This window comes from Pseudomonas sp. 3HC3 (genome assembly GCF_044904505.1).
GTDB classification, from domain to species: domain Bacteria; phylum Pseudomonadota; class Gammaproteobacteria; order Pseudomonadales; family Pseudomonadaceae; genus Aquipseudomonas; species Aquipseudomonas putida_Y.
The window spans coordinates 74,095-94,517 of the sequence record NZ_JADDRH010000014.1 but is presented as its reverse complement, the minus strand read 5'-3'; the positions used below and the strand labels follow the sequence as shown (position 1 = coordinate 94,517).

Genomic DNA, 20,423 nt, shown 5'->3' with positions numbered 1-20,423 from the left:
GGGGCCGCAACAGGAGAAACCATCACCCCTGCGGCGACAGGGCCGCCAGATGCGCCGCCATGAACATGGCAAATTCTTCCACGGTCATTTTTCGGCCATTGAAATCGACCATGCCCTCGGCATAGTGCAGGCTGCTGACCACATCATCGCCCTGCACGGTGGCCATGCCGCTCTGCAACGCCATCATGCCGACCATCTCCCCCGCCTGGCTCGATTGCATGGCAATCGCTTGGGCGTCGGTCTGGCCATCCAGCAACGCCTGCAAGGTCGCCAGGTCACCGACCATCGGCTTGGACAGCGACAGTTGGCTCTTCACCTCGGTAACCAGCTGCTTGCCCAGCTGATCCGGCGGCAGGTCGAAGCTGGCGGGTGCCGCAAAGTCCATGGACAGGTTGAAGCGGCTCTCGCCATTGGCAGTCTTGAACGAGAGATTTTCCAGCGCCACCCTGGGCTTGGCAGCCAGCAGCTTGTGCAGGTCACCCTGGAACTTGGCTTTCTCGGCATCGTCCATCTGGATCTGCGGCACCGGCTGGCCAGCCGCACTGGCGGCCTCGAACTCCGGCAAATGCGACTGGTACCACTTCGACAATGCCTGCAACGCCGGGGCGTTAACCGAAGTCACGCTCACCGCCATCTGTGCCTTGCCTACCGCGCGGCCATCCCAGCTGATGTCGCCGACCTTGTACTCCGCGCGCCCACCCACGGTGTCCGTGCCCTCGAGGGTTTGCAAGGCCTTCTGCTCCAGCCCCTTGATCAGCAGCACCTGCTGTTTCGGCCCAAGTGTGACCTTGGTTTCAGCCAACGCCAGATCGACGTTGCCCACATAGATGGCGTCGTGTGCAGTGGCTGCGAGGTTACCGCCAAACGTCAGCCCTTTGAGCTCGAACGTGGCCGGCGGCTGGTCGTCTTGCACCCTTTTAATCACGAGACTGTCGGCCTGGCCGTGGAACGTCGAGGCCTTGCCCTCCTTGTCCCCGCTGACTTCGAACTGCATGCCCGAGAAGTCCAGGCTGTTGCCATCCGCTTCATCCAACTTGAGCGGCGCCAGCTGAACCTGGCTGACCACACTGCCGCTGTAACCCAGGCTGGTCTGCGCACTGATCGGGGCCTTTTCACCCGCAGCGGCAAACCATGGCGCGACGGCCTCATCCTTCTGCAGCGTGCTGTTGCTGACCGCCATTACCGGCATCAGCTTCAGCGCCCTGACCCTGGACCAGGGAAACGGGCCGTGCTCGATCTGGTCGGTCACGCCCACGTCAAAATTGATCACTTCGCCCTCACCCACGTTGATGTCGCGAGCCTTGAGCCGGTACTGGGCAGTACTGCTGAAGAGGTGCTGCTCCAGCGACACGCGCTCGATGCTCATGCTACCGCCGGTGCTGACCAGGGCCTTTCCGAGTTCGGCGTTACTGCGGGCAAGCGCGTTGTCCAGCTCTGCCGGCAGCTGCTTGCCGGTGTACCAGGCGCCTGCGGTAGTTGCGACGGCAATGGCGATAGCCAGGCCGGAAAGGATGCCAACTGATTTCTTCATGAATAGAACCGATTGCTGTCCGTAAGGGCTTCGAAGGCGGCCAGAGGCCACGCAGAAAACGAAGAGTACCACCCCCGATTGGGCCGAGCGCTGGCCCAGGTCGAGAAATGCCATTTTTCGGACACGTCTGACACCGAGGCAGGCAAGCAAAGGATTCGTTAATTTTTACGAACACGCCAGTTGATCACAATCGCAAATAAACGCGCAGAAACCGAACAAAACCCGGATTTAATCGATAAATATTTCAATTCAGCAACATATTGTCATGTTTAACTTGACACCCACCTATCCATCGTTTTTTATTTTCACCACTTTGCGCGCTCCCCCCGCGCCTCCCGCCGCTCCAACATAAAAGGTGAACAACATGGAGCCCATCCGCTCGCCCTTGCCGCATGCGCAATACACCGTGCCCGTCGTTTACGCCCAGCAGCAGGAGCCATGCCAGCATGCAGCCTGACCAGAGCGCTTCCGGCCACGGCCAACTCCGCAAAACCCTGCGCCTCTGGCACGTGATCATCATCGGCCTGGCCTACCTGACCCCGATGACCGTGTTCGACACCTTCGGCATCGTCAGCGGGATTACCGCCGGCCACGTACCCAGCGCCTACATTCTGGCGCTGGCCGGCATCCTGTTCACCGCCGTGAGCTACGGCACCCTGGTAAAGCGCTTTCCGCAGTCGGGTTCGGCCTACACCTACACCCAACGCGCAATCAACCCGCACGTGGGCTTCCTGGTGGGCTGGTCTTCGCTACTGGACTACCTGCTGCTGCCTATGGTCAACGCACTACTGGCCAAGCTTTACCTTTCAGCCATGTTCCCGGAAGTGCCGGAGTGGATGTGGGTGGCCGGCTTCGTCACCCTGATCAGCCTGATCAACATGCGCAGCGTGAACCTGGTGGCACACTTCAACCTGCTGTTCGTGGGTGTGCAGGTGGCAATCATCGCCGTATTCATTTACCTGTGCGTGCGCGGCCTGGACCATGGTGAAGGGCTGGGTACCACCTGGAGCCTGATACCGTTCGCCGACAGCCAGACCCAGTTCAGCGCCCTGGCCGCCGGTGCGACCATCCTGTGCTTCTCGTTCCTGGGCTTTGACGCGGTCACCTGCCTGTCCGAGGAAACTCGCGATCCGGCCAAGACCATCCCCCGGGCGATCTTCCTCACCGCATTGATCGGTGGCGTGGTGTTCATCACTGTGTCGTATTTCATCCAGGCCTACTTCCCGACCATGGCCCGTTTCCACGACCAGGAAGCGGCCCTGCCGGAAATCGCCCTGTACGTTGGCGGTAAGCTATTCCAGTCGATCTTCATCGCCTGCACCGTGATCAACACCATCGCCTCGGGCCTGGCCTCGCAAACCAGCGTGTCGCGCCTGCTGTATGTAATGGGCCGCGACAACGTGATCCCGGCCAGCGTCTTCGCCCGCCTGCATTCGCGTTACAAGACACCCGTGCTGAACATTGCCGTGGTCGGCGTCATTTCGCTGTCGGCGATCTTCTTCGACCTGGTGACTGCCACCTCGATCATCAACTTCGGCGCCCTGGTTGCGTTCAGCTTCGTCAACCTGTCGGTGATCAACCACTGCTACCTGCGTGAAGGCAATCGCAAAGGCCTGAGCAACCAGTTGAAGTACCTGGTACTGCCTACCATCGGCTTCTGCATCATCGTCTCGCTATGGCTGGACCTGAACGCACATTCGCTGATGTTTGGCGGCATCTGGGCTGCGCTCGGGCTGGTCTACCTGGGCTGGCTGACCAAAGCCTTCCGCTCGGCACCGCCCAACTATGTCGCCGAATGACCCCTGCTGCCCACAACGCCCGCGCCTGACCGCGGGCGTTGTACTTGATCGATAAGGAAAGCCCTCATGCCGCTGCGTCGCCTCTCCATCCAATGGAAGATCACCCTGCTCGCCGGGCTGTGCCTGCTGGCCATTGTCGTCTTGCTGGTAGCCACCTCGCTGACCCAGGCGCATCGCAGCGCTGCCCTGGTCAACCAAGCCAACACCGCCATGCTTGAAAACAGCGCCCGCCAGCGCCTGCAGGCCCAAGCCGAAACCCAGGCCTTGCGTATCCAGCGCTACTTCATGGATGCCTACCAGTACGGCAATGGCTTTGCCCGCCTGGTGCAAGTGCTGAAGGCCCGGGGTGGTGGCGACCTGCGCGCCGAACTGACCCGCCAGGCGCGTGCCAGCCTGGCCGGCAACCCGGATGTGATCGGCCTGTACCTGGTATTCCAGCCCAATGCCCTGGACCAACAGGACAGCCAGTACCTCGGCCAGGACGCCATGGGCAGCAATGAGAGCGGGCGTTTCTCGCTGTACTGGTCACAACCCAGCCCCGGCACCCTGGAGCTTGAAGCCATGCCGGAAACGATGCTCGGTGACAACAGCATTGGCAGCAACGGCGCGGCGAAGAACCGCTGGCTGACCTGCCCGCAGGACACCGCCAGAACCTGCATGCTCGAACCGTACCTCGACGAGGTCAACGGCCGCCAGGTACTGATGACCAGCATCGCTCTGCCATTGCTGGAACACGGCAAGGTAGTCGGCGTGGTCGGCCTGGACATCGGCCTGGCCAATCTGCAGCAACTGAGCGTGGACGGCCGCCGCGATCTGTTCGACGGCCAGGGCCAGGTAAGCATCGCAACCGCCGCCGGCCTACTGGCCGGCAACAGTCGCGACGACAGCGCGCTCGGCAAGCCCATGGACAATGCAGTACCCGACGGCCTGCTGCGCGTGGCCCACCCCTTCACGCCCATCCCTGACACAGCCCCGTGGCAGATATTGCTGGAGCTGCCGGAAAGCGTGCTGCAGGCCCCTGCCGTCGCCCTCAACCAGCGCCTTGATACCCATAACCAGAACGCCAACCTCACCAGCCTGCTGATAGGTCTTGGCACGGCAATCGCGGGTTTGCTGTTGGTGTGGCTGACCGCGCGCGGCGTTAGCCGGCCAATCCTGGCCGTGGCCGCACGCCTGGAAGACATTGCCAGTGGCGAGGGCGACCTTACTCGCCGCCTGGACTACGCCCGCCAGGATGAACTGGGCCAGCTCACCAGCTGGTTCAACCGCTTCCTCGACAAGTTGCAACCGATTATTGCCCAGGTAAAAGGGTCGCTGCAGGAGGCACGCGACACCGCCGACCAATCGGCGGCCATCGCCAGCCAGACCAGCAACGGCATGCAGCAACAGCACCGCGAAATCGAACAGGTGGCCACAGCGGCCAACGAAATGAGCGCTACAGCCCTGGATGTCGCCCACAACGCCTCGCAGGCGGCCCAGGCCGCACGTGCTGCGGATCAGGCCAGCCAGGAAGGCTTGCAACTGGTGGACAGCACGCGCCAGGGCATCGACCGCCTGGCCGCAGGCATGAACACTGCCATGGACGAGGCGCGCGCACTGGAAGACCGCAGCGGGCAAATCGGCTCGGTGCTGGAAGTGATCCGCACCATTGCCGAGCAAACCAACCTGCTGGCACTGAATGCCGCCATCGAAGCGGCCCGCGCAGGCGAAGCCGGGCGTGGCTTCGCCGTGGTTGCCGATGAGGTGCGCGGCCTGGCCCAGCGCACGCAGGTTTCGGTGGAGGAAATTCGCCAGGTCATCGAAGGCCTTCAACAAGGTACACAGGACGTTGTCGGGGCCATGCATGCAGGCCAACGCCAAGCCCAGGACAGCGCCGCACGCATGGAGCAGGCGTTGCCAGCACTGCAGCGCATTGGCGAGGCGGTGGCGGTTATCAGTGACATGAACCTGCAGATTGCCTCGGCAGCGGAAGAGCAGAGCGCGGTGGCCGAGGAAGTGAACCGTAACGTGGCCGGCATTCGAGACGTGACAGAATCACTGGCCGGGCAGGCCGATGAATCAGCACGCATCAGCCAAGCCCTGAACCGGCTGGCCAACCAGCAGCAAGCGCTAATGGAGCAGTTTCGCGTCTAGCCTGTGAGGGCCTCTTCGCGGGTAAACCCGCTCCTACAAGGGATTTGCACTGCTCTTGTAGGCGGCGCCAGCCCCTGTAGGAGCGGGCTTGCCCGCGAAGAGGCCGGTACAGACACCACAGCATCATCGTTTTTACTGAGCACTATTCATGCAAACCGCAACCCGATCCACTTTCTTCGACATCACCAGCGAACAAGGGCTTTTACGCACCTCGATCGCTGCCACCCTGTTCATCGCCACCATCGGCATCGCCTTCGGCCTGGCCTCCGGCTCGTTTTCCATCGTCTTCGACGGCGTCTACTCGCTGGTCGACGCCAGCATGAGCGGGCTGTCGCTGGTGGTGGTCAAGCTGATCACTTCGCACACCACCAGCGTGCAGATGTCGCGCAAGCTGCGCGAACGCTTCACCATGGGTTTCTGGCACCTGGAGCCAATGGTACTGGCGCTCAACGGCATCCTGCTCAGCGGCGTGGCCATCTACGCGCTGATCAACGCCGTCAGCAGCCTGCTGCAAGGCGGGCGCCACCTGGAGTTTGGCATTGCCATGGCCTACGCAATGCTGACGGTGATCACCTGCGTGAGCATCGCCGTCATCGAGGCCCGCGCCAACCGCAAACTGAAGTCAGACTTCGTGCGCATGGACGTCAAGGGCTGGGTGATGTCAGCCAGCATCACTGCCGCGCTACTGATCGCCTTCTGCTTTGGCTATGCCGTGCAGGGCACTTCGCTGCAATGGGTATCACCGTACATCGACCCGGCGGTGCTGGCGCTGGTGTGCCTGGTGATCGTGCCGTTGCCGATGTCGGTGGTGCGTCAGGCGCTGTCTGAAATCTTCCTGGTCACCCCCGGCGACCTCAAACTGCACGTAGATGAAGTGGCCAAGGCCTTCGTCGCTCGCCACGGCCTGCAGTCTTACCGCGCCTATGTCGCCAAGGTCGGGCGCTCGAGGGAAATTGAGCTGTATTTCATCGTGCCCAAGGCCATGGCGGCCAAGACCATTGATGAATGGGATGCGTGGCGTAACGAGATTGGTGACGCGGTGGGCGGTGAAGGGCCGGACCGTTGGCTGACGGTGGTATTTACCGGGGATCCTGAGTGGGCCGAGTAAATCGGGGGCGCTTTGCGCCCCATAATTCCGAAAACGAAAAAGCCCGCGACCATTTCTGATTGCGGGCTTTGACGTACTGAGTATGGTGGGTCGTGTAGGATTCGAACCTACGACCAATTGGTTAAAAGCCAACTGCTCTACCAACTGAGCTAACGACCCGTTGGATGGCGCGTATAATACTGATTTCTAACGGGAAATCAATACCCCATCAAACTTTGTTCAAAAATACCGCGTCGGGTCTTCGATACCGGCCGCCTTGAAACCATCGGCGCGCAGGCGGCAGCTGTCGCATTTGCCACAGGCGCGGCCGTCATCGTCGGCCTGGTAGCAGGAAACGGTCAGGCTGTAGTCCACACCACGGGCCATACCAGCCTGCACGATCTGTGCCTTGCTCATGTTCTGCAACGGCGCCTGGATGCGGAAGCCCTGCCCTTCTACGCCAGCCTTGGTCGCCAGGTTGGCCATGCGCTCGAAGGCCTCGACGAACTCGGGGCGGCAATCCGGGTAGCCGGAGTAATCCACGGCGTTGACGCCAATGAAGATGTCGCGCGCTTCCAGCACTTCTGCCCAACCCAGGGCCAGCGAAAGGAACACAGTATTGCGCGCCGGCACGTAAGTGACCGGAATGCCTTCACCCGGGACTTCCGGCACGTCGATGCTGCTGTCGGTCAATGCCGAACCGCCTATGCCGTCGAGGTTCAGCCCAATCACCTTGTGCTCGACCACGCCCAGGTCCCGGGCCACGCGGGCAGCGGCGTTCAGCTCGGCACGATGCCGCTGGCCGTAGTCGAAGCTCATGGTGTAGCAGCTGTAGCCTTCGGCTTTGGCCATGGCAACCACGGTGGCTGAGTCCAGGCCGCCGGACAACAGGATTACTGCGCGTTTTTCGGTCATGTATACGTGCTCCTCAATCAACGTCCGGGCTCGTCGTTCCACAGCAGCTTGTGCAGCTGCAGCTGGAAGCGTACGGGCAAGTTGTCAGCAACGATCCAGTCAGCCAGGTCACTGGCGTTCACCTGATGATGGCTGGGTGAGAACAACACCTCACCGGCACGCTCAGCCAGGTTGTACTGAATCAGCTTGGATACCGCCCAGTCATAATCCTCGCGGGAACAGATGACGAACTTGACCTGGTCGTTACGTGTCAGCTGCTCGATGTTCTCGTAGCGGTTACGGTGCGACTCTTCGGAGCCTGGGGTTTTCAGGTCGACCACACGGCTGACGCGGGTGTCGGTGCCGGCAATATCCAGCGCGCCGCTGGTCTCCAGCGACACCTCGTAACCGGCGTCACACAGCCGCTTCAACAACGGCAAGGCGTTGGGCTGGGCCAGTGGTTCGCCACCGGTGACACAGACGTAGCGCGGCTTGAAGCCGGCCACTTGCTCAAGGATCGAATCAAGGGTGCGTACGGTACCGCCACTGAAGGCATAGGCACTGTCGCAGTACTGGCAACGCAGGGGGCAACCGGTGAGGCGCACAAAAACCGTGGGCAGCCCGGCCGTTCGCGTCTCACCCTGCAAAGAGTAAAAGACTTCGGTGATGCGTAATGTGTCTTGCATGCTCGCCACGGGCGTGACAGCTAAACAGGCTGTCCGCCTCCGTCAGGCACTGTCGCGGACTCGACATAGCGTTATCCGCAGCAGCGTGTTTACGAAAAAAGGGCAGTGATTCTAACGAAAAAACCCGCGACTGGCGCGGGTTTCTTTCGAGCGGTACAGCGGCAACGCCTAGAGCTTCTGCAGGTCACGCTGGGCCAGTTGAGCAGCAGAGGTGCCCGGGTACTGGGTGATGACCTGCTGCAGGATGCCCTTCACCTTGTCGGTATGGCCCATACGGCGCTCGACATCAGCCAGTTTGTACAGCGAATCTGGCACCTTGCTGTGCTTTGGGTACTTCTGGCTGACCTGGGCAAAGGCCTGGCTGGCGCCTTGCAGGTCGCCTTTTGCCAGGTTCACCTCACCCAACCAGTATTGGGCATTACCGGCATACTGGCTGTTGGGGTACTTGCGCAGGAAGGCATTGAATGCCTGACTGGCCTTGTCGAAGTCTTTCTGTTTGATCAGGTCGAACGCAGCATCATAGTAGAGCTTTTCTTTCGCCGGATCGCCGGGCTGGCTACTGCCGGCCGGCTGTTGCGCAGCAGCACCTGCTGCGGCATCGGGGGCGGCATTGGACGCACCACCACCGGAGGAATTGTCAGGGGTTGCGGCAGGCGCAGCGCCACTGTTGATGCGACGGTCCAGGTCCTGGTAACGCTCCAGGCTTTCCTGCTTCATGCGCGACACATCGTTTTGCAGCTCTTCGATGATGCCTTGCTGGCGGGAAATCTGATCCTGCATCTGTTGCAGCTGCATGAACAGCTGACCCTGTGCAGAGGCAGGGGCCGAAGCCCCTGACCCGGCATAGGCGCCGCTCGTGCCATAACCCGCAGGCGGATAGCTGCCTGCGTTGTCATCTACTACAGGGACCTCAGCCCAGGCCGCAAGCGGCAGACTGAGTGCGAGGACGGTTACTACACGGCGGCACATACGCATAAGAACTTACTTACGCAGTTCTACGCGACGGTTTTGAGCCCAGGACTGCTCGTCGTTGCCGGTAGCAACTGGACGCTCTTCGCCGTAGGAAACCAGTTCCAGCTGAGCAGGGGAAACGCCCTGCAGAACCAGGTAGCGCTGAACGGCTTTCGCACGACGCTCACCCAGAGCCATGTTGTACTCGCGGGTGCCGCGCTCGTCGGTGTTACCTTCCAGAACAACACGGTTGCCGTTGGCTTTCAGGTCCTTGGCGTGAACGTCCAGAGCGCGCATGGCTTCTGGCTTCAGGTCCGAGCTGTCGTATTCGAAGTAGAAGGTGGTGATTGCGCGCAGGGCGGCTTCTTCGCTCAGGGAGCCGTCAACAGCGCCAGTGTTGGCACCGTAGCCAGCGTTAGGGTCTACAGCAGCGCCTTCGCCCGCGTTGTCACCGCCCTTCGAGGAGCAACCTACAGCTACGGCCATGGCCAGGGCCAGCGCAGCAAATTTACCAAACTTCAGCATTTCCATCGTGAAACTCCTAATGAAACCCCAGTGTGTTAAGCAAAATGTATTACGCCGCAATCAGTTCAGGTAAGGGGACCAGGACGGTTCTCTGACTTCGCCTTGAGCGGTAGGAAGTGGGAGCCTCACGCGGCCATTAAGCGACACGAGCATCAAGACTCCCCGGCCCTGCTGGCGGGTGGCGTAGATTAGCATGGTGCCGTTTGGCGCAACAGTGGGAGACTCATCAAGACTTGTTTCAGACAGAATCTTTACACTTCCGCGCTGCAAGTCCTGTGCCGCCACTTTAAAGTTGGTAAACCCTTGTTGGCGATGAATCATTACCAAGGTCTTTTCGTCCGCCGAAAGTTTCGGGTTGGCGTTGTAGTTACCCACGAACGTTACGCGCTCGGCACCACCACCACTGACCGACTGTTTATAAATCTGCGGTTTGCCGCCACGGTCTGAAGTGAAGTAAAGGGTGTTGCCATCTTTGCCCCAGAACGGCTCGGTATTTATACCGGGGCCTGCAGTAACACGGCTGATCTGGCGCGAAGCCATATTCATCACGTAGATGTCCGGGTTGCCGTCCTTGGACAGCACGAACGCCAGGCGCGAACCGTCTGGCGACCAGGCTGGCGCGCCGTTCAGGCCTTCGAAGTTGGTGACCTGCTCGCGGCGGCCAGTATCGATGTTCTGCACGAAGATACGTGGGCGCTTCTGCTCGAACGAAACGTAGGCGATACGCTTGCCATCCGGCGCAAAGCGCGGTGACAGGATCGGCTCACGCGATTGCAGCAGGGTCACCGCACGCGCTCCGTCATAGTCCGAACGCTGGAGGGTGTAGCGGGTGTTGTTGGTGGAAAAACGCTCGGCCGTCACGTACAGCATGCGCGTAGAGAACGCGCCCTTGATGCCGGTGAGCTTCTCGAACGACTGGTCGGCAATGTAGTGCGCCATGTCGCGCAACTGGTCGGTGCTGCCCGCTACGCTGCCGGTCAGCACTTGCTGCTCGGTGGCGACGTTGAACAGCGCGTACTGCACCTGCAGGCGACCGCCCGACGGCACGATGCTGCCGACCATTACGTACTGGGCTCCCAGCGCTTTCCAGTCACGGAAGATCACTTCGCTGGCCTGCGACGGCTGGCTGATCATGTTCTGCCGCGGAATTGGCGAGTAGTAGCCAGAGTTGCGCAGGTCGTTGCCGATGATGTCGGCGATGTCTTCCGGCAGCACGCTGCCGCCCTGCAGACCGAACGGCACTACCGCGATGGGCGTAGCCCGGTCGCTGCCGCTGGTGACCAGGATGTTCTTTTCCTCTGCCACGGTCATGCCTGCCACGCAGCACAGCATGACCAGCAGTCCTCTCAGACGTTTAATCACAACGCTAGATCCTCAGGTGTAAATGTCATCTTGAACGAACGATAACGGTTGAAATCGCTCGGCTTCATACCCTGCATCTCGGTCAGACGACCAATGTTCTTGACCGCAGCCACCGCCGAACTGTCGTACGGGCCGTCACCACTGGAACGGGCCACGCTGACACTGGTAATGGTACCGTCCGGCAACATGCTGACCTGCAGGGTCACCGTCATGCCCTTGCGCGCGGAAGGCGGACGCGCCCAGCCCTCGGCCGCGCGCATACGGATCAGGTCGTCGAAATCACCAGCCACCTGATCGCCCTGCTCGTCGGCCAGCGCCTGCTGCCGCTCGGTGGTGTCAGACAACAGCTCGGCCAAGGCCTGGGCTTTCTTGTCTTCTGCCGCCTTGCGGGCCGCTTCCTGTGCCTTTTTCTTCTGGGCGTCTGCAGCGGCCTTTTTCTTGGCCTCTTCAGCTGCCTTCTTCTTCGCATCCTCGGCCGCCGCTTTCTTCTTGGCGTCCTCGGCTGCTTTCTTCTTGGCCTCTTCGGCTGCCTTTTTCCTGGCGTCCTCGGCGGCTTGTTTCTTCGCCTCTTCAGCGGCCTTCTTCTTGGCCTCTTCTTCGGCTTTTTTCTTGGCGATGTCGGCCTGCTGCTTCTCGGCGGCTTTCTTCGCCTCATCGGCTTTCTTGGCTTCGGCAGCTTTCTTTGCCTCGGCAGCCTTGGCGGCTTCAGCGGCCTCGGCTTTTTTCGCTTCAGCGGCCTCGCGAGCCTCTTCGGCCTTTTGAGCGGCGTCGGCCTTCTTTTGTTCCGCGGCCTTCACGGCCTCTTGCTCGACCTTCTTCTGTTCCAATTGCTCGACTTCGGTCTGGCGCGAGGCGGTTTTCTTCGCCTCCCCGGCAATCTTCTGATTGGTCTGGGTGGTCGCCTGGCTCTTGGACTTGAGTTGATACAAGGTAGCCTGAACAATCGGCTTGGATGGCGGCAGCTCGGGCGTCATGGCAAAACTGACGAACAGCAGGGCGAACACCAGTACATGCAGGCCGATGGCCCAGACACTGGGCCAGAAGTAGCTTTCCGAGGCGGATGGCTCTCGCTGTTGCATCAGGGCGCCTCGGTAATCAGGCCAACGTTACCGACACCGGCCTTCTGCAACCCGCCCATGGCACCCATGACCGCGCCATAGTCGACAGCCTTGTCGCCACGAATGAACACCTGGGTCTGCTTGCCCTGGTCACGGCCGGCAGCAATGATCTTGGTGACGGCATCGGTCATGGCCGGCAAGGTCATGGCTTTGTCCATCTGCTTGTCGGTATCGACTTCGCTGCCGAGGTTCCAGTAATAGGTTTTATCGGCCTTGATGGAGATGGTGAGGATCTGGACGTTGTTGTCCTGCGGCAAGGCTTCGCTGGAAACCTTGGGCAGGTCGACCTTCACGCCCTGATTGAGCATGGGCGCCGTCACCATGAAGATGACCAGCAGCACCAGCATCACGTCGATGTAGGGCACCACGTTCATCTCGGCGACGGGCTTGCGTTTGTGGCGAACTCGGGCCATGGGCTTCTACCTGATTACTCTTCGCTGGTGTGCACTTTGCGGTGCAGGATCGCCTGGAACTCGTCGGCGAAGGTGTAGTAACGGCCGATCAGCACTTCACTGCGTGCGGCGAAACGGTTGTAGGCAATGACAGCCGGGATTGCCGCGAACAGGCCGATGGCGGTTGCGATCAGTGCTTCGGCGATGCCCGGAGCAACGGTGGCCAGGGTGGCCTGCTGGGCGCTGGCCAGGCCGCGGAAGGAGTTCATGATGCCCCATACAGTGCCGAACAGGCCGATGTACGGGCTGGTCGAACCGACTGTGGCCAGGAACGGCAGGCTCTGCTCGAGTTTTTCTTCCTCGCGCGAAATGGCAACGCGCATGGCACGGCCAACGCCTTCCATGACCGCATCAGGATCAACGCCCGGCTGCTGACGCAGGCGCGAGAACTCCTTGAACCCGGCACGGAACACCTGCTCCACGCCAGAGTCCGGGTCTGGGTTGCTGCCTGCCTGGCGGTACAGCTTGGACAGGTCGATGCCCGACCAGAAGCGCTCTTCGAAGGCATCCAGCGCACGACGACCGGCGCGCAGCATGGTGCTGCGCTGGAAGATCATGATCCATGAGGTGACCGAGGCAGCCACCAGGGTCAGCATTACCAGCTGTACCACCACGCTGGCATTGCTGACCAGACTCCACATGGAGGTATGGTCGACGACGTTAGCTTCCACGCTTATTCTCCTGCATTCGATTGATTACCCGAGCCGTCCGCCGCAAAGGCGTCGCGCAGCTGGGGGGGTATGGCTCGGGGTTTGAAAGTGTCGGCGCGCACGGCGGCCACCAGGAACTGCCCTTCGCAAAGCAGTGTTTCATCCTTTTCCCGCCACACCTGCTGTACGAAACGCAGGCTGGCGCGATTGAGTTCAAGTACTTGCGCGGTCACCCGCAATTCGTCATCAAGCCGCGCCGGCGCGTGATAGCGCGCTTCGCTGGAATGGACCACGAACAGCAGGTTGTCTTCCGCCAGCTGCGACTGGGAAAAGCCCAGGTGCCGCAGGCGTTCGGTGCGCGCGCGCTCCATGAATTTCAGGTAGTTGACGTAATACACCACGCCGCCCGCATCGGTATCTTCGTAATAGACGCGACACCGATGTGCGAACGGTTCGAGCTGATTTTGCGCGCGCATACTCTAGTGCTTACTCCTCAGCTTGCCAATCCGCTATGGCAACTGTTTTTCTTCATTAATGTCTTATTGCCAGCGCACCAAGGGCATGCCAGCGGTAGGACCACAAAAAGTCGCTTTTGATCTGTCATTCATCGCCTGGCTCGGAAAAATCGCCCCCCTCCCCCAAGCGCCCGGGGATATTCAGCCCAAAGTGCAGGTAGGCATGCCGGGTGACCACGCGGCCGCGCGGCGTGCGCATGATGTAGCCCTGCTGGATGAGGTACGGCTCAAGCACATCCTCGATGGTATGACGCTCTTCGCTGATGGCGGCAGCCAGGTTGTCCACGCCCACCGGGCCGCCATCGAACTTCTCGATCATGGTCAGCAGCAGGCGACGGTCCGAATGGTCGAAACCACGCTCGTCGACGTCCAGCAGGTTCAGCGCCATGTCAGCCACGGCCTTGGTGATCTGGCCCTTGCCGCGCACCTCGGCGTAGTCACGCACGCGGCGCAGCAGGCGGTTGGCGATGCGCGGCGTGCCACGGGCACGGCGGGCAATCTCGTAGGCGCCCTGGTCTTCGATGGCCAGGCCAAGGATGTTGGCCGAGCGACTGACGATGGTGCTCAGATCCTTGTCGTTGTAGAACTCCAGGCGCTGGACGATACCGAAGCGGTCACGCAGCGGGTTGGTCAGCATGCCCGCACGGGTAGTAGCCCCCACCAGGGTGAAGGGTGGCAGATCAAGCTTGATGGAACGGGCTGCCGGGCCTTCGCCGATCATGATGTCGAGCTGGAAGTCCTCCATGGCCGGGTACAGCACCTCTTCGACAACAGGTGACAGCCGGTGGATTTCATCGATGAACAGCACGTCGTGCGGCTCGAGGTTGGTCAGCATGGCTGCCAGGTCGCCGGGGCGCTCGAGAATCGGCCCCGAAGTGCTCTTCACCGACACGCCCATTTCATGAGCGATGATGTTGGCCAGGGTGGTTTTGCCCAGGCCGGGCGGGCCGAAGATCAGCGTGTGGTCAAGCGACTCGCCGCGACCGCGGGCGGCCTGGATGAACAGCGCCATCTGCTCGCGCACTACTGGCTGGCCGATGTACTCATCCAGGCTCAGCGGGCGAATCGCACGGTCCTGGACTTCTTCGCGGTCGCGGCCACTGGCGGCAATCAGGCGGTCGGCTTCGATCACTTGGTAATCATCCCTTTCAGGCTGCGGCGGATCAGCTCTTCACTGCTCAGGCCGGCCTTGTCCTTGATCGCGGCGATGGCCTTGCTGGCTTCCTGCGGCTTGTAGCCCAGCGAGACCAGGGCACTGACTGCATCGGCCTCGGCACTGGACTCGCTGGCGACCGGTAAAGGCCCATCGGAGACCAGGGTGAACATGGCCGGCGAGGTTTCCCAGGCCTTGAAACGGTCCTTGAGCTCGACCAGCAAGCGCTCGGCGGTTTTCTTGCCGACGCCTGGCACGCGCACCAAGGCCGAGGTGTCCTGGGCCTGCACGCAGCGCACCAGTTCATCCACTTCCAGCCCGGACATCAGCGCCAGGGCCAGCTTCGGCCCTACGCCGTTCAGGCGGATCAGCTCGCGAAACAGCTCGCGCTCGCGTTTTTCGGCAAAGCCGTAGAGCAAGTGGGCATCTTCGCGCACGACCAGATGGGTATGCACCGTGACGGGTTCCCCCACTTTGGGCAGCCGGTACAGCGTGGTCATGGGAACTTCCAGTTCGTAACCCACGCCGTTGACGTCGATAATCAGGTGAGGCGGTTGTTTTTCCGCCAGGGTGCCGCGCAAACGTCCAATCACGTTCCGATCCTTCCTCTCGGGGAGCCGGTCAAAGACCGCTCAACCCTATCAGCAAATGCAGCAGGTGAACCTATCACCCGAACAAAATGTGTATCAGCGCATGAAGCGCTTACAGACGCAAGCGCCCGCCGCGTCGCCGCGCGGTGGTCAAGCCATGCGGCACCAGGCTGGAGCGGGTGTGGGCGTGGCACAGCGCGATGGCCAGGGCATCGGAAGCGTCAATCTGCGGCTTTTGCGTCAATTTCAGCAGATGCATGACCATCATCATCACCTGCTCCTTGTTGGCACCACCTGTGCCGGCCACAGCCTGCTTGACCTGGGTGGCGCTGTACTCGGCGATCTCCAGGCCAGCCTCGGCGGCGGCGACGATAGCCGCACCACGTGCCTGGCCAAGCTTTAGCGCCGAATCGGCGTTGCGGGCCATGAACACCCGTTCGATGCCCATGGTCACCGGGCCGTGCTGGGCAATGATTTCACTGACACCACGAAAAACAATCTGCAGCCGCTCGTGCAGCTCACCGCTGCCGGTGCGGATGCAGCCCGACGCCACGTACTCGCAACCACGGGCGGTCTGGCGTACCACGCCATAGCCGGTGATGCGCGAGCCAGGGTCGATACCTAGAATCAGAGTCATAAAGCCCGTCGAAAAAATGATGCATCTCTACAAACTGCGCCGGCCCTTTCGCGGGTAAACCCGCTCCTACAGGTACTGCACCACATTTGAAATGGGCGTAATACCTGTAGGAGCGGGTTTACCCGCGAAAGGGCCGGCACAGGCGCTATCAAACGCTCAGCGTTGGCACAAAATGCCAAATCACCTTAGCCTAGGTTTTCCATGATCTCGTCGGAAATCTGGGCATTGGAATAGACGTTCTGCACGTCGTCCAGGTCTTCAAGCATGTCGATCAACTTGAGCACCTTTTCGGCACCGTCCTGGTCGAGCTCGGCACTGGTGGTCGGCTGCATGACGATTTCTGCATCAGCGGCCTTGAAGCCAGCCTCTTCCAGGGCATTACGCACGGCATAGAAGCTGTTGAACGAAGTGAATACGTCGAACGAACCGTCGTCGTTGGCCACCACGTCGTCGGCATCGGCCTCCATAGCCGCTTCCATCAACGCGTCCTCTTCCACGCCCGGGGCAAAGCTGATCTGGCCTTTGCGCTCGAACAGGTAAGCCACCGAGCCGTCAGTACCCAGGTTGCCGCCACACTTGGTGAAGGCATGGCGCACGGCGGCGGCGGTACGGTTGCGGTTGTCGGTCATGGCTTCGACCATGATCGCCACGCCACCCGGGCCGTAACCCTCGTAGCTGAGCTCTTCGACGTTGTCGCTTTCGTTGGTGCCGGCACCACGCGCTACGGCGCGATCGATGATGTCGCGGCTCATGTTGGCGCCCAGGGCCTTGTCCAACGCCAGGCGCAGGCGCGGGTTGGATGCCGGGTCAGGGCCACCCTGCTTGGCAGCGACCGTCAGTTCACGGATCCACTTGGTGAAGACCTTGCCTCTTTTGGCATCCTGGCGCTCTTTGCGGTGCTTGATGTTCGCCCACTTGGAATGACCAGCCATAACGACTCCGAATCCTTTGAATCACAAACAGCCCCGCCCCATGACGGGGCGGGACGGGAAAATACCTGCGTCGAAACGCAAAGGCGCATCCATGTGGATGCGCCCGGGGACTGCTTACTCGACCTTGGTCTGTTCGCGCAGTCGGATGTGCAACTCACGCAGGGCCTTGGCGTCGACCATGCCAGGGGCCTGGGTCATGACGCACGCGGCGCTCTGGGTTTTCGGGAACGCGATCACTTCACGGATCGACTGAGCGCCAGTCATCAGCATGACCAGACGGTCCAGACCGAACGCCAGGCCACCGTGAGGCGGTGCCCCGAACTTCAGAGCGTCGAGCAGGAATCCAAACTTCTCTTCCTGTTCTTCTGCCTCGATACCCAGCAGGCGGAATACCGCCTGTTGCATCTCTTTACGGTGGATACGGATCGAACCGCCACCCAGCTCGGTACCGTTCAGGACCATGTCGTAGGCACGGGACAGGGCGCTGGCCGGGTTGGCTTCGAGCTCCTCCGGGGTGCACTTCGGCGCGGTGAACGGGTGGTGCAATGCAGTGAAGCTGCCGTCTTCGTTCTCTTCGAACATCGGGAAGTCGACGACCCACATCGGCGCCCACTCGCAGGTCAGCAGCTCGAAGTCGTGACCCAGGCGAATACGCAGCGCGCCCAGGGCTTCGCTGACCACCTTGAACTTGTCGGCACCGAAGAACACGATGTCACCGTCTACGGCGCCAACGCGATCGAGGATGTTGTTGAGGTTGGCCTCAGGGATGTTCTTGACGATCGGCGACTGCAGGCCTTCGACACCCTTGGCGCGCTCGTTGACCTTGATGTAGGCCAGACCCTTGGCACCGTAGATACCGACGAACTTGGTGTACTCGTCGATTTTGCTGCGCGGCATGCTGGCGCCGCCTGGCAGACGCAGGGCGGTAACGCGGCACTTCGGATCGTTGGCCGGGCCGGCGAACACTTTGAAGTCGACATCCTTCAACTGGTCGGCAACGTCGACCAGTTCCAGCGGAATACGCAGGTCTGGCTTGTCGGAGCCGTAGCGGCGCATGGCCTCTTCGAAGGTCATGTGCGGGAATTCGCCGAATTCCAGGTCGAGCACTTCTTTGAACAGCTTGCGGATCATGCTTTCGGTCAGGCCCATGATCTCGCTTTCATCGAGGAAACTGGTCTCGATGTCGATCTGGGTGAATTCCGGCTGGCGATCGGCACGCAGGTCTTCGTCACGGAAGCACTTGGCGATCTGGTAGTAGCGGTCGAAGCCGGCGACCATCAGCAACTGCTTGAACAGCTGGGGCGACTGCGGCAGGGCGAAGAAGCTACCGGCATGGGTACGGCTTGGCACCAGGTAGTCGCGCGCGCCTTCCGGAGTGGCACGGGTGAGGATCGGCGTTTCGACATCGAGGAAGCCGTTGTCGTCCATGAAGCGACGGATGCTGCTGGTGATGCGCGAACGCAGGCGCAGCTTTTCAGCCATTTCCGGGCGACGCAGGTCGATGAAGCGGTAGCGCAGGCGGGTTTCCTCGCCGACGTCGGAGTACTCGTTCAGCGGGAACGGCGGGGTTTCCGCCTCGTTAAGCACGGTCAGCTGGTAGCCGAGGATCTCGATGGCACCGGAGGCCATGTTGGCATTCACTGCACCTTCAGGGCGCTTGCGGACCTTGCCGGTGATCTGTACGACGTATTCGCTGCGCACGCGGTCTGCGGCGGCGAAGGTTTCGGCGCGATCCGGGTCGAATACGACCTGGGCCATGCCTTCGCGGTCACGGATGTCGAGGAAGATCACCCCGCCGTGGTCGCGGCGACGATGGACCCAGCCGCAAAGGGTGACTTCCTGGCCGTCCAGGCTCTCGTTCAGTTGGCCGCAATAATGGCTGCGCATCATGATGGTGGTTTCGCTTCTCGTGATTCGTGTATTCGGTGGAGGCCTTGGCCGCCCGGAGGGCTAATACTGCAAGACCCGGTCACAGCATTCAACTCAGTCGGCCTTGTCGCCGCCTGCCAGATTCTTTTTCGCCCCGGTCTTGAAGTCGGTTTCGTACCAACCGTTACCGCTCAGGCGAAAGCCTGGCACCGACAGCAGCTTTTTCAGTGCCGGCGCCTGACAGGCCGGGCAATCGGTCAGCGGCGCGGCGCTGATCTTCTGCAGCACTTCCATGCGGTGCTCGCAGGACGCACATTGATAGTCATAAAGGGGCATGGGTGTCTCTCGTCAACCATAACGCTGGCTGCCGGGGGGCAGCAAAAAGCGGGATTATATATGGTTAGCAAGCACTGCGCAGCCCGCCTGGCGATCAGCGCACACTTGGCGGGTCCTGCAGCCACGCCACGCAGATGACCCGGATCAGCCCGCTGAAGTTGCGCACTCCGCCCTGGCGCAGGTGCACTTCACGGTCCACGTAGGACAACACGGCACTGACCGAACAACGGTTGGCGGCGGCGATGCGCTCCAGGATACCCCAGTAGACAGCCTCCAGGCGCAGACAGGTAGAAAAGCCGTTGAGCCGTACGGAACGTGACACCGGTTGCGTCTGCAACATGTCGAAGTCCGCCTTGAACGGATCGATGCACTGTTTTCCTGGCCAACCGCCCTGGCCAGCCATACGTTTGCTCGCTTGCATCATGCGCCACACTTCCTCGTCACAGGTACCAGGTGGCCTATGAAGCGCTGACGGGCGAGCTTAAAGCAGCGGCAAAATGTTCCTTCGCAAATACCAGGTTGCCAGGCGGACCCTGTGGGAGCAGGCGATGCGGTGGATGGCACCGGCTGTGCCGGTGTTCGCGGGCGCGCCCACTCCCACAGGGGTTGCGCAAGTTTTCCGCCTTGAGCAACGGTTACTTGTCGTCGAGCAGTACTCGCAGCATCCAGGCGGTTTTCTCGTGCACCTGCATGCGCTGCGTCAGCAGGTCTGCGGTCGGCTCGTCACTGACCTTGTCCACCACAGGGAAAATGCTGCGCGCAGTGCGCACCACGGCCTCCTGCCCCTGAACCAACTGGCGGATCATCTCGTCTGCCGGAGGGACACCTTCTTCCTCCTTGATCGACGAGTGCCGTGCATAGAATGCATACGAACCCGGTGCCGGGAAGCCCAGGGCACGGATGCGCTCGGCGATCGAATCAACTGCCAGCGCCAATTCGTTGTACTGCTCTTCGAACATCAGGTGCAGGGTGCGGAACGACGGGCCGGTGACGTTCCAGTGAAAGTTATGGGTTTTCAGATACAGTACGTAGGTATCCGACAACAGGCGGGACAGCCCATCGACGATGGACTTGCGATCTTCTTCACTGATACCGATATCAATTGCCATGAAGCTCCCCTTTCCATAAGGCTTGAGACTCAAGCGGGCGCCGACCACTGTAGCAACACTTGCCGCATGCCGCATGTGACATGGCGCAACACAT

21 protein-coding genes, 1 tRNA gene and 1 pseudogene are annotated in these 20,423 nt (G+C 61.1%); 4 read left to right on the top strand and 19 right to left on the bottom strand.

Annotated features, from left to right (window positions below; translation table 11 throughout):
- Positions 1 to 22: 22 nt before the first annotated feature.
- Positions 23 to 1,531 (bottom strand): YdgA family protein, encoded by a 1,509-nt coding sequence (locus tag INQ47_RS18275; protein WP_404702271.1) that lies wholly within the window; start codon positions 1,529 to 1,531, stop codon positions 23 to 25.
- Positions 1,532 to 1,977: 446 nt separating this feature from the next.
- Here INQ47_RS18275 and INQ47_RS18270 point away from each other — a divergent pair, with 446 nt between their 5' ends.
- From INQ47_RS18270 to INQ47_RS18255, 4 genes and pseudogenes are all read left to right on the top strand, one after another.
- The gene (locus tag INQ47_RS18270) at positions 1,978 to 3,330 is read left to right on the top strand and encodes an APC family permease (RefSeq protein ID WP_404702270.1); all 1,353 of its coding nucleotides are present in this window, start codon (positions 1,978 to 1,980) and stop codon (positions 3,328 to 3,330) included.
- 66 nt (positions 3,331 to 3,396) lie between these two features.
- Positions 3,397 to 4,605 (top strand): annotated as a pseudogene (locus INQ47_RS18265) (HAMP domain-containing protein); the annotation flags it as partial.
- A 102-nt stretch (positions 4,606 to 4,707) separates the two neighbouring features.
- Positions 4,708 to 5,463 carry a methyl-accepting chemotaxis protein gene (locus tag INQ47_RS18260; protein ID WP_370688784.1) on the top strand — a complete coding sequence of 252 codons (756 nt, stop codon included), beginning with the start codon at positions 4,708 to 4,710 and terminating at the stop codon, positions 5,461 to 5,463.
- 148 nt (positions 5,464 to 5,611) lie between these two features.
- Positions 5,612 to 6,571, top strand: a complete 960-nt coding sequence (locus INQ47_RS18255; protein WP_252459641.1) for a cation diffusion facilitator family transporter — start codon at positions 5,612 to 5,614, stop codon at positions 6,569 to 6,571.
- A gap of 83 nt (positions 6,572 to 6,654) precedes the next feature.
- Here INQ47_RS18255 and INQ47_RS18250 read toward each other — a convergent pair.
- From INQ47_RS18250 to INQ47_RS18165, 18 genes are all read right to left on the bottom strand, one after another.
- A tRNA-Lys gene (locus tag INQ47_RS18250) sits at positions 6,655 to 6,730 on the bottom strand.
- 60 nt (positions 6,731 to 6,790) lie between these two features.
- Positions 6,791 to 7,465, bottom strand: a complete 675-nt coding sequence (gene queC, locus INQ47_RS18245; protein ID WP_404702269.1) for a 7-cyano-7-deazaguanine synthase QueC — start codon at positions 7,463 to 7,465, stop codon at positions 6,791 to 6,793.
- Positions 7,466 to 7,482: 17 nt separating this feature from the next.
- On the bottom strand, positions 7,483 to 8,130 hold the full coding sequence (queE, locus tag INQ47_RS18240; protein WP_252458638.1) for a 7-carboxy-7-deazaguanine synthase QueE: 648 nt from the start codon (positions 8,128 to 8,130) through the stop codon (positions 7,483 to 7,485).
- Between the two features lie 168 nt (positions 8,131 to 8,298).
- Positions 8,299 to 9,105, bottom strand: a complete 807-nt coding sequence (ybgF, locus tag INQ47_RS18235; protein ID WP_404702268.1) for a tol-pal system protein YbgF — start codon at positions 9,103 to 9,105, stop codon at positions 8,299 to 8,301.
- A 6-nt stretch (positions 9,106 to 9,111) separates the two neighbouring features.
- The gene (gene pal, locus INQ47_RS18230) at positions 9,112 to 9,612 is read right to left on the bottom strand and encodes a peptidoglycan-associated lipoprotein Pal (RefSeq protein ID WP_003254755.1); all 501 of its coding nucleotides are present in this window, start codon (positions 9,610 to 9,612) and stop codon (positions 9,112 to 9,114) included.
- 54 nt (positions 9,613 to 9,666) lie between these two features.
- Complete coding sequence (gene tolB / locus INQ47_RS18225) at positions 9,667 to 10,938, bottom strand: Tol-Pal system beta propeller repeat protein TolB (RefSeq protein WP_252458648.1); 1,272 nt, start codon at positions 10,936 to 10,938, stop codon at positions 9,667 to 9,669.
- Between the two features lie 26 nt (positions 10,939 to 10,964).
- On the bottom strand, positions 10,965 to 12,047 hold the full coding sequence (gene tolA, locus INQ47_RS18220) for a cell envelope integrity protein TolA (RefSeq protein WP_176685099.1): 1,083 nt from the start codon (positions 12,045 to 12,047) through the stop codon (positions 10,965 to 10,967).
- A complete protein-coding gene (gene tolR / locus INQ47_RS18215) occupies positions 12,047 to 12,499 on the bottom strand; it encodes a protein TolR (protein WP_003254760.1) in 453 nt (150 codons plus the stop codon). Before tolR ends, tolA begins: the two co-directional genes overlap by 1 nt.
- 14 nt (positions 12,500 to 12,513) lie before the next feature.
- Positions 12,514 to 13,209 (bottom strand): protein TolQ, encoded by a 696-nt coding sequence (gene tolQ / locus INQ47_RS18210; RefSeq protein WP_010952367.1) that lies wholly within the window; start codon positions 13,207 to 13,209, stop codon positions 12,514 to 12,516.
- A 2-nt stretch (positions 13,210 to 13,211) separates the two neighbouring features.
- Complete coding sequence (gene ybgC, locus INQ47_RS18205) at positions 13,212 to 13,664, bottom strand: tol-pal system-associated acyl-CoA thioesterase (protein ID WP_016711994.1); 453 nt, start codon at positions 13,662 to 13,664, stop codon at positions 13,212 to 13,214.
- A gap of 124 nt (positions 13,665 to 13,788) precedes the next feature.
- A complete protein-coding gene (gene ruvB, locus INQ47_RS18200) occupies positions 13,789 to 14,835 on the bottom strand; it encodes a Holliday junction branch migration DNA helicase RuvB (RefSeq protein WP_003254766.1) in 1,047 nt (348 codons plus the stop codon).
- Complete coding sequence (ruvA, locus tag INQ47_RS18195) at positions 14,832 to 15,449, bottom strand: Holliday junction branch migration protein RuvA (protein WP_051099711.1); 618 nt, start codon at positions 15,447 to 15,449, stop codon at positions 14,832 to 14,834. The genes ruvB and ruvA overlap by 4 nt, the downstream gene beginning before the upstream one ends.
- 109 nt (positions 15,450 to 15,558) lie before the next feature.
- Positions 15,559 to 16,083 carry a crossover junction endodeoxyribonuclease RuvC gene (ruvC, locus tag INQ47_RS18190; protein WP_010952366.1) on the bottom strand — a complete coding sequence of 175 codons (525 nt, stop codon included), beginning with the start codon at positions 16,081 to 16,083 and terminating at the stop codon, positions 15,559 to 15,561.
- 185 nt (positions 16,084 to 16,268) lie between these two features.
- Positions 16,269 to 17,015, bottom strand: coding sequence for a YebC/PmpR family DNA-binding transcriptional regulator (locus INQ47_RS18185; protein ID WP_003254770.1), 747 nt, complete (start codon positions 17,013 to 17,015; stop codon positions 16,269 to 16,271).
- A gap of 114 nt (positions 17,016 to 17,129) precedes the next feature.
- Positions 17,130 to 18,905: an aspartate--tRNA ligase gene (aspS, locus tag INQ47_RS18180; protein WP_028698159.1), complete on the bottom strand. Its 1,776-nt coding sequence runs from the start codon at positions 18,903 to 18,905 to the stop codon at positions 17,130 to 17,132.
- A gap of 93 nt (positions 18,906 to 18,998) precedes the next feature.
- Complete coding sequence (locus INQ47_RS18175; protein WP_003254776.1) at positions 18,999 to 19,220, bottom strand: FmdB family zinc ribbon protein; 222 nt, start codon at positions 19,218 to 19,220, stop codon at positions 18,999 to 19,001.
- A 94-nt stretch (positions 19,221 to 19,314) separates the two neighbouring features.
- Positions 19,315 to 19,644, bottom strand: coding sequence for a ribbon-helix-helix domain-containing protein (locus INQ47_RS18170; RefSeq protein ID WP_404702267.1), 330 nt, complete (start codon positions 19,642 to 19,644; stop codon positions 19,315 to 19,317).
- Between the two features lie 211 nt (positions 19,645 to 19,855).
- Entirely contained in the window at positions 19,856 to 20,329 is a 474-nt protein-coding gene (locus INQ47_RS18165; RefSeq protein WP_010952363.1) for a Dps family protein, read from the bottom strand.
- Between the last annotated feature and the right edge of the window lie 94 nt (positions 20,330 to 20,423).